General features: G+C 32.6%; 11 protein-coding genes. 5 read left to right on the plus strand and 6 right to left on the minus strand.

All coding sequences use genetic code 11. The features are described from left to right. Positions 1-173 precede the first annotated feature (173 nt). Positions 174-620, minus strand: a complete 447-nt coding sequence (locus N4270_RS15840; protein ID WP_260098329.1) for a hypothetical protein — start codon at positions 618-620, stop codon at positions 174-176. 279 nt (positions 621-899) lie between these two features. Here N4270_RS15840 and N4270_RS15845 point away from each other — a divergent pair, with 279 nt between their 5' ends. Continuing rightward, positions 900-4,562, plus strand: a complete 3,663-nt coding sequence (locus N4270_RS15845; protein ID WP_260098330.1) for a hypothetical protein — start codon at positions 900-902, stop codon at positions 4,560-4,562. 38 nt (positions 4,563-4,600) lie between these two features. Here N4270_RS15845 and N4270_RS15850 read toward each other — a convergent pair whose 3' ends face one another. Genes N4270_RS15850 through N4270_RS15860 form a run of 3 tightly spaced genes read right to left on the minus strand, consistent with a single transcriptional unit; the run spans position 4,601 to position 7,139 of the window. Continuing rightward, complete coding sequence (locus N4270_RS15850; RefSeq protein ID WP_260098331.1) at positions 4,601-6,448, minus strand: M1 family metallopeptidase; 1,848 nt, start codon at positions 6,446-6,448, stop codon at positions 4,601-4,603. 6 nt (positions 6,449-6,454) lie between these two features. Beyond that, a complete protein-coding gene (locus N4270_RS15855) occupies positions 6,455-6,691 on the minus strand; it encodes a hypothetical protein (RefSeq protein ID WP_260098332.1) in 237 nt (78 codons plus the stop codon). Beyond that, the gene (locus N4270_RS15860) at positions 6,684-7,139 is read right to left on the minus strand and encodes an SRPBCC family protein (RefSeq protein ID WP_260098333.1); all 456 of its coding nucleotides are present in this window, start codon (positions 7,137-7,139) and stop codon (positions 6,684-6,686) included. Before N4270_RS15860 ends, N4270_RS15855 begins: the two co-directional genes overlap by 8 nt. A gap of 313 nt (positions 7,140-7,452) precedes the next feature. Here N4270_RS15860 and N4270_RS15865 point away from each other — a divergent pair, with 313 nt between their 5' ends. From N4270_RS15865 to N4270_RS15880, 4 genes are read left to right on the plus strand one after another with little or no spacing between them, the layout of a single operon-like run. Next, complete coding sequence (locus tag N4270_RS15865; protein WP_260098334.1) at positions 7,453-9,393, plus strand: peptidylprolyl isomerase; 1,941 nt, start codon at positions 7,453-7,455, stop codon at positions 9,391-9,393. Positions 9,394-9,398: 5 nt separating this feature from the next. Then, positions 9,399-10,250, plus strand: a complete 852-nt coding sequence (locus N4270_RS15870) for a peptidyl-prolyl cis-trans isomerase (RefSeq protein ID WP_367399966.1) — start codon at positions 9,399-9,401, stop codon at positions 10,248-10,250. After that, positions 10,234-11,667 carry a peptidylprolyl isomerase gene (locus N4270_RS15875; RefSeq protein ID WP_367399967.1) on the plus strand — a complete coding sequence of 478 codons (1,434 nt, stop codon included), beginning with the start codon at positions 10,234-10,236 and terminating at the stop codon, positions 11,665-11,667. The genes N4270_RS15870 and N4270_RS15875 overlap by 17 nt, the downstream gene beginning before the upstream one ends. 1 nt (position 11,668) lies before the next feature. Next, positions 11,669-12,622, plus strand: coding sequence for a MoxR family ATPase (locus N4270_RS15880; RefSeq protein WP_260098336.1), 954 nt, complete (start codon positions 11,669-11,671; stop codon positions 12,620-12,622). Here the strand turns inward: N4270_RS15880 and N4270_RS15885 are convergent, their stop codons facing one another. Then, positions 12,623-13,216, minus strand: coding sequence for an SCO family protein (locus tag N4270_RS15885; RefSeq protein WP_260098337.1), 594 nt, complete (start codon positions 13,214-13,216; stop codon positions 12,623-12,625). A gap of 3 nt (positions 13,217-13,219) precedes the next feature. Beyond that, positions 13,220-14,362, minus strand: a complete 1,143-nt coding sequence (locus N4270_RS15890; protein ID WP_260098338.1) for a hypothetical protein — start codon at positions 14,360-14,362, stop codon at positions 13,220-13,222. Between the last annotated feature and the right edge of the window lie 56 nt (positions 14,363-14,418).

Genomic DNA, 14,418 nt, shown 5'->3' on the forward strand with positions numbered 1-14,418 from the left:
TAATATCATCTGGTTTTTATTACTGTTATTTGATTAAAATGTTTTACGTGTTCGTTTATGGTTAGTTGCGTGTAAGTACGCTATTATTTTTTGCTATGCAATATACTAAAAAGTAGGGAAGGACCTTCGTCTTAGCCAACTTGCGAAGCAATTAATTATACACGTTGTTGTAGCTAGTTTTTGTGTTTTAAACTATCAGAGGACTTGTTTTTGGACTTAAAATTGTACGTTTTAAACGTGCTATCTTTTAGTTTCAGAGCTTCGTCCATTTTCTGTAGCTGCATTTCCATTTCAGCTAATAAACTTTTGATTTTATAATGACCATCAATTAATTCATGAATTTTATTTCCTCCAAGAGAATCAATAGCTTCACTATATGACATTTTAAAGACTGTGAGATATTCCTTAGCAATGGTATCTCCTTCTTTTGCTTTACTATGTATAATATTTGAGAATTCCTCGTGATTAGAATAATACTTAACCATTTTATCAAAATCACTTTCTGAATAAGAAATCGAGTCTTTAATGATTTCAATGTTGTCATTCAAGTTCTTATCAGAAGAATTTTGAGCTTCAAGTGACAATATAGATAGAAGAGAAAGTAATAAAAGAAACTTCATATAATCTTTAATAATTAACCACAACGTGTTGTGTATGGCTAGTTGCGTTGGTTAGGTCTAATTTAGTAAAAGAAAACGAACCAGAGGAAAATCCGAAGGAATTTTCCGAGTACATACGAACCAAACAATGAATTATACACGTTGTTGTACAACGTTTTTTAATTATCATTTTCGTTTTTTTATGACAATATGGCATTGTTTTTTAGGAGATTATTATTAAAATGTATTTTTTTTTTGATTTGGATTGCTTTTTGTTAATGTATTGTTAAACATATAATTATGGTTGATAGATTGAAGACTTTTTGGATTGGGTTAAAAGAATTAGTTAAAGAATTGTTCCAGAAAAGTGATTCAATTATCGATTCAAAAAATCAGTATATTAGTTATGATTCATTGACTCCAAAAGTCTTAAATTTTGAAGAAGTAGAGACTTATATGCATGCTTTAAAATCAGGAATTGATGATGAAGATATTCGTAATATAGCTTTAACTGGAACATATGGCTCTGGAAAAAGTAGCCTAATTAAGACATTCATAAATAAATTTAAGAGTAACTATAAATTTCTTAATATTTCACTAGCCTCTTTTGAAAATGGTGGAACGACCCAAAACATTGAAAAAAAAGTTGAATTAAGTATTATTCAGCAAATAATTTATCATGTTAAAGCCAGTAAAATACCAGATTCACGATTTAAGAGAATAAATAATATCACTAAATCTCAAATGGTTTGGTTTTTATTGGGTTTTTCTTTTTGGACTTTAAGTACAATAATAATTTATGAATTTGATTACTTAAATAGTTTAAATCCAAGAAATTGGAATGGAAATCCACAATATTTAGATGTGGTTGCGATAGCACTATATAGTATATTTTTTGTAGGTGTTGCATTTTTAATAAAAAAAATCATTCGTTTTTTTAATAATTCTAAAATAAGCAAAGTAAGCTTAAAAGGTGAAGTCGATTTTAATAACGTAGACAAATCGATTTTAAATGAATATTTAGACGAACTTTTGTATTTCTTTGAAAGGAATCATTATGATGTTATTGTGATTGAGGACTTAGACAGGTTTAAGAACAGTTTAGAAATTTTCACTAAACTAAGAGAAATAAATTCTTTAATAAATAACTCAGAACAGAGAATCAACAAAGGAAAGATTGTATTTATCTATGCTATTAAAGATGATATTTTTACTCAAGAAAAAGAAAGGACCAAGTTTTTTGATTTTATAATACCAGTAATACCAATTATTAATAAATCCAATTCTGCAGGAAAACTAAGAGAGCGCTTATTGTTTTTGGATGAAAATGACAGACCATCTGAAACTTTTATTGATGATATATCTTTATTTGTAGACGATATGAGATTACTAAATAATATTTGTAATGAGTATTTAATTTATCGCAAAAACTTAAACCCTAAGTTAAACACTGATAGGCTATTGGCTATGATGGTTTATAAAAATGTAAGACCAGATGATTTTAATCTTTTAAATAATGGAGAAGGAAAATTGCATGACATCTTAAATTTGAGAAAAGAATTTATATCCAAAAAACTAATTGATGTGGATTTAAAATTAGATGAACTTAATTCCAAAATTGAAAAAATTGAAAATGAAAAATTAACCTCTGTAAAAGAATTGAGAGCAATTTATTTAAATACACTACAGGATATGCTACCTCAATTATATGGTGTAAACTTTGGTTCAACTACATTTACTCCTAATAAGTTGGTTTCTGATGAAAAATTTAAAATGCTGAGAGATTCTACCAATATAAGTTACAAACAGCAGTATAGTGGAAATTATTTGCAAAATGTTAATAGTGGTAAGAAATTTAGCGATATAGAAAAAAATATTGATTCAGATTTAAGTTATGATGAAAGAGAGAATCTTATACTTGAAAAGCTGGATAATTCAATATCTTCTTATAACATGCAGATAGATTCATTGAAGACAGAAAAACGTGATATTTCTGCTTTAGGAATGGATAAGATTCTTTCAGAGACTAATTTTGATGCATTATTGACAGAGGATGTTCAAAATGACAGATTAATAATGTTTTTATTAAGAAATGGTTATATCAAAGAAGATTATTTTGATTATGTTTCTTATTTTCATGAAGGTAGTATTACTTCTAATGACAATGATTTTTTGCAAAGCATTAAAAGTAAGTTAAGTGTTTCTTCAGATTATAGTTTAGATAAAGTTGAAAATATTATTGATAGGATAAGTTTGGAGCATTTTAAAGATGAATATGTGCTCAACTATGATTTAGTAGATACTTTAGTTAAAAATAAGACTAAGTACAACACAAAAATAAATGCTTTGCTAGACTCCTTAGTTTTTAAACAAGAAAGAGCAATTAAATTTCTATCTGACTATAAAGATATTGGTAGAGAAGTTAAAGCATTTGTAAAATTATTATGCAAAAAGGATAGAAACTTATGGAAATTTATTGAGAGTAATACTGAATATAACTCAAAATTAAAAGATGAACTTCTTCTTCTAATTCTCAATAATTCGGATATTAAAGATGTAACTACTTTGGCAAAGACGTCAAGCATTGATAAATATTTGTCTAATAAAAAAGAACCAATTAGTTTTTTCGCCCAAGTATCATCCTTAGAAAAAGCGAAAAAAATTATATCTCAATTAAAGTTAAAATTCAATTTTTTAGATAAACCAAGTCAATCTAAAAGTGAGCTTTTTGGTTATGTGAAATTAAATAAATTGTATGTCTTAAATAAGAGGAATATTGATTTTATCATTAACCATGATAATAGCGAAGTTTCTCAAGAACAGTTAGATACTCAAAATTACACCACAATTGTTAACTCAAAAAGTGATAAACTTATAGAATATGTAGAAGATAATATATCTAATTATACTGATGAAATTTTACTTTCATTTACTGAAAATAATGATGAAAATGAACAAGCATTAATTAGACTTTTGAACAATATTGAATTATCAGATGAGCAAAAAGAAAGATTAATTGAGCACAATTCGAATCCTATAATTGATTTAAAAACTATTGACGAGAATGATGTGAAGGCGATGTTGTTAAATCAATTTATGATTAAAGTTAACTGGGAGAATGTACTTAATTACTATTTGACCGTTGATCAAGATAAATTAGATGAGCCGTTATTTAATTACTTAAATTCTGAGAATATATATAAAGAACTTTCCAAACACCAGTTATCATTAACATCATATGATCATGATGATCAAAAGAAAATATCATTGGCTATTATAGAATGTAATGAATTCGAGATTGATTCTTATGAAAATCTTTTAAAATCGGTGTTACAAAAGTGGACTGGTTTAGTCCTTAGTAAAATTGAAAAAGCAAAGGTTGAGAAAATAATTGATTTGAAACTTATAAATTTATCAGTTATTTATTACGATGATTTAAGAAGTGATTTTAAAGGATTGCATTTAAAGTTTATAGAGGATAATTTTAATGAATTTTTGGAAAATTATGATGAATATGAAATGGACGAAGATGAGATAACACAACTTTTAAATTCATCAAAAGTAAAAGACAATAAAAAAATAGAATTTATAAAAGAGCTAGATGAATATATAATTACTGAATCGAAAAAACTCGGAGCGAAAGTAACAGAGTTGATATCTAAAAATGATTATGGTGCTTTGAATTCAAGCTTTCTTTTAGGTTTATTTAATTGTAGTGATTCTAATGATGACAGGATTAAACTTTTTAACAATCAAGCAGGTTATTTATCGCCAGAAGAGGCAAAAAGTTTAGTTGCCCATTTATCTTATCCATATTCTGATTTTCTTGTTCCTAGAAAACAAACTAAATTGAAAGCTACACAACTTAATATTGATTTTACTGAAAATCTAAAAAGAAAAGGTATTATTTCGTCTGTTTCAATTAAGAGAGGAAAAGTTAAAGTAGTGGCTAAATATTCTTAATTAAAGTTTGGGATTATCGATAGTCAAATGTTGTACAACTAGTTATATCCCAACATCTCATCAATTGTATTGCTGGTTACCGAGTGGTAATTGCCTCGCGCTTTATGGTAGATTTCTAAGGCTTCATCTACTTTATCATGGCGTTTAAAGGCTTTATAAAGTGTAGATACATACCAGCGTCTGCCAACACGAATTAAAAAGTCCTCAATCTTTTGATCTACATGATGATCATGATAATCGTGATTAATCGCCTGTTCAAACCATACCATTGCAATATGAGAATTGCTAGAATTGGTGAAATGAAAGGCGTCATCTAGTCGCTTCATATCTTCGACAGTTATACTCTCTGGGAAATTTCTAATAAAATGAACCCATTCTTGTGTTGTCCAATTTTGTGTTTTGGAAACGTCCACCGTTTTTTGGTCTAAAAAGGATTGTAAAGTACGTCGCGCATTTTCAAATTTATCTGAAACGATTACGGCTTGATTGTCTGGAATACCTGGTTGGTAAATCCATTCGTCGACATTAAATTCTATAGCATTTGGTTCTAAAAGATTCGTATTTAAGTAATCTACAAAGCCTTCCGTAGTAACTGTTGAAAAGGCATTGGTTTTAAAATAGTTTTTTAAAAAGGCGTCAAACTTTTCACGACCTACGGTTTCTTCTAAGGTGCGTAAAAATAAATAGCCCTTATCATAAGCGATGCTATTCATACCATCATCTGGATTTTTATTGGTGAGATCCAGTTTTAGTTTGGTCATTTCGGGCTCGTTTTTAAATCCTTCAACTTCTTCTTCCAGATCTTGTCGGCCAATTAAAGCAATCATATTCGCTCGATCTTTTCCGTAGAGCGCTTCCATAATTCTGATTTCAAAATAGACAGTAAATCCTTCGTTAAGCCAAAAGTCATTCCATGTCGCATTTGTCACGAGGTTTCCAGACCAAGAATGGGCTAATTCGTGTGCAATTAAAGAGGTTAAACTTTTGTCGCCAGCAATAACAGTTGGTGTAGCAAAAGTTAATCTAGGGTTTTCCATGCCTCCAAAAGGAAAACTCGGCGGAAGGACAATCACATCAAATTGATCCCAGTCATAATCGCCATAAAGATTTTCTGCAGCGACAACCATTTTTTCCATATCGCTAAATTCGGCTTGCGCTTTATCAACCATAGAAGGTTCGGCGTAAACGCCAGTTCGGTGACTTACGGCTTTATACTGTATATCGCCAACAGCCAAGGCCATGAGGTAAGGCGAAATGGGTTGCTTCATTTTAAAGGTATAAATCCCATCGGCTGTTTTTTCTTTCGGATTTTCGGCGCTCATCACAGCCATTAATGCTTTAGGGACTTTGACAGTGGCATTGTAGGTGATTCTAATTTGCGGACTATCCTGAATGGGAATCCAACTACGTGTTAAAATGGCTTGCCCTTGCGTAAATAAAAACGGATGTGTTTTGTCTGCTGTTTGTTGCGGACTCAACCATTGTAAGGCTTCCGTTTGATCGGTTGTGTTATAAAAAACCGTAATTGAATTTGTATTTGGAGCAATGTCAATAATTAAAGGGCGACCTAACTGTGCGTCAAAATCACCTAAGGTGAAGGTTGTGTCTTTTCCATCCGCTTGAACCTTAGTAATGTTTAAAAATTTAGAATCCAGAACAATAGAAGTTGCTACATTATTATCAATAGCATAAGTGGCACTTCCAGAAATCGTCTTGGTATCAAAATTAGCTTCAATGTCTAAATCTAAATGCGTTATCGCAGCTGTATTAGGACGCGCATACGAATGCGATTCTTCGACATACTTAGGAGTAATGGGTTCTTTTTTTTCGTCATGGCAAGCAAATGCCAATACGATTAAGGAAAACAATAGACTGTGTTTTTTCATAAGGAGTTATTCGTTGTATAATTGTCCGCGATGCGGTTTTAGTGCATCTCTAATAGGTTTCATTTCGTCATCTGTTACCACCATAAAGGCAATGCTATGCTGCGTGTTGAGTTGTTCAAATCCGGTAATTTGAAGGTTCGTTTTTTTAATAACGATAAACTCTTTAAGATGTTTTTCGTGGTGTTCGGCAATTTTTAAAGCATCGGGACCTCTAAAGTCCCAGATTAGTTTTAGTTTACGCATTAGCAACAGAGGTTCCGTTTTCGGCAAAATTTTTAAAGTCTTGCATGTATTTTAGAGATTGCTTTTTAAAAGCACCTGGCATTATAAAAAGTAAAATTCTCATTACCAAATTTAAGGGTAAAAATTCACTTACCGACGTCCATTTTGTAAATCCGTCACTCGTTTTTTCAAAATAGTTCTGCTGTACGTTATGAACAGTTTTGCTGGTGTAGTTGGCATGAAATTCATTTGGGAAGTTGCGTTTGGTAATGGTTTCAATGAGTTCCATTTTACGATTGCCAAATTTATATTTGAGTTTCATTTTTGCACCAAGTTCTCCGGGATCACCTGAGATGTGTTCCGCAGAAACTAAACCGCGTTGCCAATGTTTCATGTTTTCGACATTGTCCATTTTTTTTATGAACTCGTCTAATGGCACATTCACTTTTATTTCTGTAGTATATTTCATTTGAATGTAGAGGGATTATTCAACTTTAAATATAAATAGATTCATTTACAATCTAAGGATTAAAAGTCCAATAGCAATAATTTTAGTTGAGTGGTCAATTAAAGTATCTCTTAAATTATATCAGCTCTAATTTCATACTAAAAAGGAATCCTAAACGTTTCCAAAAAGCAACTTGTTTTATAGGTGAATTGTGTTATTTTTGCTGAAATTAGCTTGTATTCAGTTAAATTTAAAAAAGCGGCATTTTAGACTTTAAATAGTGCGCTTTTTTAAGGATGAGTTTACACATGATTATTAAAATAAAAACGTACAAATGAAATTATTAGTTACTGTTGTCCTTCTTTGTGTTTCCTTATTTAGTCAAGCACAAGTCAAGGATAAGGATGTCTTGTTTACTGTTGATAATGAGCCTGTAATGGCTTCGGAATTTTTAAGAGTTTACAATAAAAATCTCGATTTGGTAAAAGATGAAAGTCAGAAAGACATCGATTCGTATTTAGAACTTTTTATCAATTATCAGTTAAAAGTTAAAGAAGCACGACGACTAGAATTGGATAAAGATCCTAATTATATTAGAGAGTTCAATAATTATAAAAAGCAGCTTACTAAAAATTACATGTCGGATAGTGAAGTGACAGACGCACTGGTAAAAGAAGCTTATGAACGTACAACTAATGATGTAAAAGCATCTCATATTTTAATTCGTATTGACGAAACCGAAACCGATACCATGGCGGTTTATAACCGTTTATTAAAATTGCGTGAGCGTTTGCAAAATGAAGACTTTGCTACTTTGCAAAAAGAAATACACGATGGGAAAACTATGTTTGCCGAAGACTTAGGTTATTTTGGCGGTTTTAAAATGGTGTATCCTTTTGAATCAGCAGCTTTTAATACCGCAATAGGCGAAGTGTCAATGCCATTTAGAACACGCTTTGGATTTCATATCGTTAAGGTATTTGACAAACGCAAATCATTAGGTGAAGTTACAGTAGCGCATATTATGGTGTCTTCAAAGCAAAAAGATTCGACGCTTAATCCTGAAACCAGAATCCGTCAAATTTATAAGAAAATAGAGCAAGGCGAAAAATTTGAATCGCTTGCTAAGCAGTTTTCTGATGATAAAAGCTCTTCGTCTAAAGGCGGTATGTTGGCACCTTTTACTGGCGGACAATTAACGTCTAAGGAGTTTGAGGAAATGGCTTTTTCACTAGAAAATAAAGGAGATATCTCCAAACCTTTTAAAACCGATTATGGTTGGCATATTGTAAAGTTAATTGGTAAGAAAGGCATTCAGCCTTTTGAAGAGGTGCAATTAGAATTAAAGAATAAAGTAAAGCGTGATTCGAGATCAAATCTAATTAATTCGACATTGGTTAAAAAATTAGCTTCCAAGTATGATGTTGAACAACATAAAGAAGGGTTAACTTATTTTGAAAGTATCATTACCGATGATTTTTTCAAGCGTGCATGGAAAGCTCCAGAAAATCTAGAAGCCGATAAAACTCTAATCAAAATTGGAAAGCGTTCAGTAACATATAAAGATTTTTTAGGGCATTTGATGAGCAGCCAACGTAAGTATAGTACTAGAAATGTAACGGTTAAAGCAATGCTTGCGACCGAATATAATACCTTTTATGAGCAGCAAGTCTTAAAATATCATGAAGATAATTTAGAGTTTGAAAATGAAGATTTTGCTTTCGTTTTAAAAGAATACAGAGATGGATTGTTATTGTTTGATCTTATGGAACAAGAGGTTTGGAATGCTGCCTCCAAAGACTCCGTTGGTCTACAGGAATTCTACGAAACCCATACCGCTAATTATGTCTGGAAAGACCGTGTTGATGCTGTGATTTTGTCATCGGCTTCAAAAGCGACTATAGAAAAGGTAAAACGTCAGTTAGAAAATGGGGTTTCTGTTGAAAATATACTTCCTGAAATGAATGCAAATGGTGAACTAAACGTGATTTCAACAGCCGATGTCTTTGAGAAAGGAAACGAAACACTTCCTGCCGATTTCGAATTTAAGAAAGGCACTTCAAAAGTGTATCAGCACAATGATTCTTATCATGTTGTATATGTTAAAGAGGTTCATCCTGCAGGTCCAAAATCCTTAGATGAAGCTAAAGGGAAAGTGGTTAGTGATTATCAAACTTATATTGAAGACAATTGGGTGAAGGCTTTGAACCAACGTTATAACGTAACGCTCAACGAATCGGTATTAAAACGCGTTAAAAAACAAATCAAAAACTAATTAGCTTGAAAAAAGTAACTGTTTTAGTTATCAGTATTATGACCTTGGTTTCTTGTGATTTCTTTAAAGAAACCGATGACAGAATTCCTGTGGCTCGTATTGGCGAAAACTACCTGTATCAAGAAGATATTGAAGATTTGGTTGTAGAAGGAACGCCAGCCAATGACAGCACACAAATTGTAAACAGTTTTATAAACCGATGGGCCACACAACAACTCTTACTAGATGGTGCTGTGCGTAACCTTTCGGAAGGCAAGCAAGCCGATTTTAATAAATTAATAACGCAGTATAAAAACGATTTGTATACCAAAGCCTATCTGGAAGCTCTGGTAAAAAAAAGCATCGATACTGTAGTTAATGAAACCGAAGCAAAAGCCGTTTTTGATGCCAATCAAGAAACCTTTAAGCTTAATGAGGAATTGGTGAAATTCAGATACATTACAATTCCGCAGAACGCCATCAATGAAGACGAAATTAAGTCGCGATTTAAACGTTTTGATGCCGACGATAAGCGCTATTTAGATTCTATTTCAGTTCAGTTTAAAAGCTATTCGCTTAATGATTCAGTTTGGGTAAAAGCATCACAAATGACTGAAAAAATCAGTGTTTTAAATTCTGAAAACAAAAAAGAACTGTTAAAAAAATCTAATTTTGTACAACTCAAAGATTCATTAGACCTATATTTGATGCAAATAAAAGACGTCTTGTCGCAAAACGATTTAGCGCCTTTAGAGTACGTAAAACCTACGGTTGAACAAATCGTTATAAACAAAAGAAAATTAGAGTTGATTAAACAACTTGAAAAAGATATTACTAAAGATGCAATTAAAAACAAACAATTTGAAATCTACAACTAAATCTATATACACCACTTTACTTGTGTGTGTCTTGACGATGAGCGTATCCTTTGCTCAGGAAATTATTCAGGATGTTGAAGATACCTCTAAAAAAGAAATAGATTCGACGCAACGTTCAGATCGAAGAAAAGTGGATGGTGTTGCAGCAGTCGTTGGTGACTTTGTTGTATTAGATTCTGATATTGACAAAGAATACATCCAACTACAAGCACGAGGTGTTTCGATTAAAGAGATTACAAGATGCCAGTTGTTTGGAAAATTACTGGAAGACAAACTGTATGCGCATCATGCTATTCAGGATAGTATAACAGTTAACGAATTGGAAATCCGTTCTAATATCGAGCAACAAATGAATGCCTTTTTAGAACAAAAAGGAACCATGCAAGAACTGTTAGATTATTACAATAAAGATAGTGAGCAAAGTTTGCGTGAAGAAATGTTTGAAATCAACAAAAACCAAAAACTGGCAAGCGATATGCAACGTAAAATTATCGCTGATGTTGAGGTTACTCCTGAAGAAGTTAGAGACTATTTTAACAGTATCCCTAAAGATGAGCGTCCTGTATTTGGTACCGAACTGAAAGTAGCTCAAATTGTAGTTATTCCTGAAATTAGTGAGGAAGCCAAACAAGCTGCTATTGACAAACTTAAAGAGTATAAAGCCGATGTTATCGAAAACGGAGCGAGTTTTACAACCAAAGCAGTATTCTATTCTGATGATGTTGCTGCCAAGAAAAAAGGAGGGATGTACACTTTAAACAGAAAGCGTCCTCAAATGGTAAAAGAGTTTAGAGATGTCGCTTTTTCATTGCAAGAAGGCGAAATATCAGAACCTTTTGAAACCGATTTTGGATATCATATTATTTTGTTAGAAAAAATTAGAGGACAAGAATACGATGTAAGACACATATTGCTACGTCCAGAAATTACCGAAGCCTCTATATTAGCTGCAAAAGAAAAAATCACGAAAGTGCGAGAGCAAATTATTGCAGGAGATTTAAGCTTTGCTGATGCTGCTCGTGAGTTTAGTGATGAGAAGGAAACGAAGTATGAGGGCGGACAATTAATCAATCCTTACACACAAGATTCCAGTATGGAGTTAACCAAAATGGATCCTGAGCTTTATGGTCAAATTCAAGATTTAAAGGATGATGAAATTAGTTTGGTGTTACAAGACCAGGATAGAATCAATCCAATCAAATTTAAAATACTTACAGTTACAGATAGAATTGATGAGCATGAAGCCGACTTCTCTCGTGATTATCTAAAAATTAAAGCCTTAGCGCTTCAAGAAAAGCAGTACAAAGAAATTCAAAAATGGCAAGAAGAAAAGATTTTTGATACCTATGTAAAAATCAGTGATGATTATAAAAGCTGCGAATTTAATAGTAACTGGTTAAAAACAGAAAAAGAATAATATGTCTGACGTCGCTGCAATTGAACAGTTTGTAAAAAAATATAATGCCCTAAAAACCGAAGTCGCCAAAGTTATTGTTGGTCAGGATGAGGTTGTAAATCAGATTTTAATATCGATTTTTTCGGGAGGTCACTCCTTATTAATTGGTGTGCCTGGTTTAGCAAAAACCTTAATGGTAAATACCATTGCTCAGGCTTTAGGCTTAGATTTTAAACGAATTCAGTTTACGCCAGATTTGATGCCAAGTGATATTCTTGGAAGCGAAATATTAGACGAAAACAGACAATTTAAATTTATTAAAGGTCCGATATTTGCCAATATTATTTTGGCAGATGAGATCAACCGTACGCCTCCAAAAACACAAGCCGCTTTATTAGAAGCAATGCAGGAACGCGCTGTGACTGTGTCTGGACATCATTATAAGTTGAGTTTACCGTATTTTGTTTTAGCAACACAAAACCCTATTGAGCAAGAAGGAACCTATCCGTTACCCGAAGCGCAATTAGACCGATTTATGTTTGCAATCAATCTAGAATATCCAACATTTGCTGAAGAAGTTCAGGTAGTGAAATCTACCACAACAGATGTACAAAATCAAGTGAATGCTTTATTTACAGCTCAGGAAATTATCGATTTTCAGAATGTGATTCGTCGCATTCCTGTGCCAGATAATGTGATTGAATATGCAGTTCGTATGGTTAGTAAAACAAGACCAAAAGCCTCAACAGCATCAGAGTTAGTGGCCGAATTTGTAGATTGGGGAGCTGGACCAAGAGCATCACAGAATTTGATTCTTGCAGCAAAAACTCATGCTGCCATTAATGGGAAATTTTCACCAGATATAGAAAATATTCAAGCGGTTGCTTCTGGGATTCTTCGCCATAGAATTATCAAAAACTACAAAGCCGAAGCAGAAGGCATTACCGATGAGCAAATCATCAAAAGTTTGTTTTAATTAGTCTAATAATCGACGAATATCTGCTTCTAAAAGGTGTAAGTCACTTTCCAAAAGAATATTATAAAACCCACGAATGTATTGTTGCTTGTCAATTAATGCGACGTAGCTGGAATGGTAAAAGTCTGTCCCATCTTCGTTAGGCCTAAAATTGGTTTTTAGTTGTTGTGCAATCGCTTGTAATTGTGCTTCGGAAGTTGCGCGTAACAATTGCCATTGCGAAGTATTGATATGGTGAATTTTAGAATAGTAGGCCAATTGCTCTATGTTGTCTTTTTCAAAATCTATCGATATCGAAAATTGTTTAAACTGCTTCTCTTCAGAAAATATTTCAGAAAGCTCTTGTTGTTTGATCCGCATTGGCGGACAAATAGAAGGGCAGGTTGTGAAGAAGAAATTCATGGTATGTACTGTGCCTTCCGTAGCCGATGAGGTAATGGTATCACCATCTTGATTGACGAATTTGAAATCTGAAATTTTATATACTTCTTTCTTTCCGTCAACATAATTATAACTCAATATAGGAAGCTCTGCAGCCTTTTCGCTACAAGCGAGTGTCAAAAACAGTAATCCGTAAAGAAGTTTTGATTTCAAAGCCTAAAGTTTGAGTTCTCTAACTTTATTTTCCATTTCACCATCGTAGTAAAAGATAGCCATACTTGCCATCATTTCCTGATCGTTGTCTGTTGTATTGTCTACATCCAATTCCATTTCATAAACATGGTCTGCATACATCCAAACGCCTTTCTGGCTGGAAAATGAAGGTGTGCTTTTTAAACCAATTTTTTCTGTGAAATTTTCACTGTTACAATCGTAAATTATAGTACCCGTAGTTTTATCTCTGAGTTTAAAGCGATTGGCAAACGGATGTAAATGCGAAGTGATTTGATGTAACCGTATGCTGTCTTTAATTTGTAATTGTTGTGTAGCATCGTAGGTGTAATTATGTTTCCCTGGCGCTATGATCCAATGCCCGGAAAGTGCATTGCCTTCAGTATCTAAATACGAATGGTTTTTAGTTTCTACAGGAATGCAAGCGTTTGGGAGTTGCTCTGTCGGACCTTTAAAAGGATCTTTTGGGTCGTAAGGAAACATCATAAATACCGTTTTTGGTTGCAACGGAATTAAGGTTTTCTCACGGTTGTTTACATAACCAATTTCAATTTTATGCTTTATGTTAAATGTAGAATCTGTGATATTGTGATTAAGAGCTTGCGCATTGATAAATAAACGTTCGTTTGAAAATACAGGAAAGCCAAAACCGTCTGGTAATTTAAAATCTTCAACCCCATTACTTATGGATGTGATTCTAGGATATTGCGAACCAATACGTTCTGTTAAGTTCCATCGGTTGTAATGTTCGGCATCGCGATATTCAAAATTGGTGTGACAAACAAAGTCGTTGGATAGTTTTCGCTTTTCATCAGATGAAACAGCATTTGTTTTAAAAGAGGTCAACCATAATAATTCATCTTTTGAATCGTCAATAACTACATATTGATCCGATTTTGGGCCTTCCATAGACTTGTAAATATTACTAATAACGAAGGTTGGAGACGTGAAAACAATCTTGTCCTTACTTAGGTCTTTTTTCCATTCAGAATCTACTAAATTTAAAGTGTAATAAATCTTAGATTTGATGAGCTCTTGATGTCTTGTTTTTAAGGTTTTGAAATAAATAAATCCGCCACCAAGAATCAAAACCAGAAAAATTAGTATAAATTTAAACCTCTTGCGCATAACTTAAAATGTGTATAATCAAATGTAATGAAACCATCATGATAAAAAAAATGATG

It is taken from the genome of Psychroserpens sp. SPM9, assembly GCF_025153525.1.
In the GTDB taxonomy this organism is placed as follows: domain Bacteria; phylum Bacteroidota; class Bacteroidia; order Flavobacteriales; family Flavobacteriaceae; genus Psychroserpens.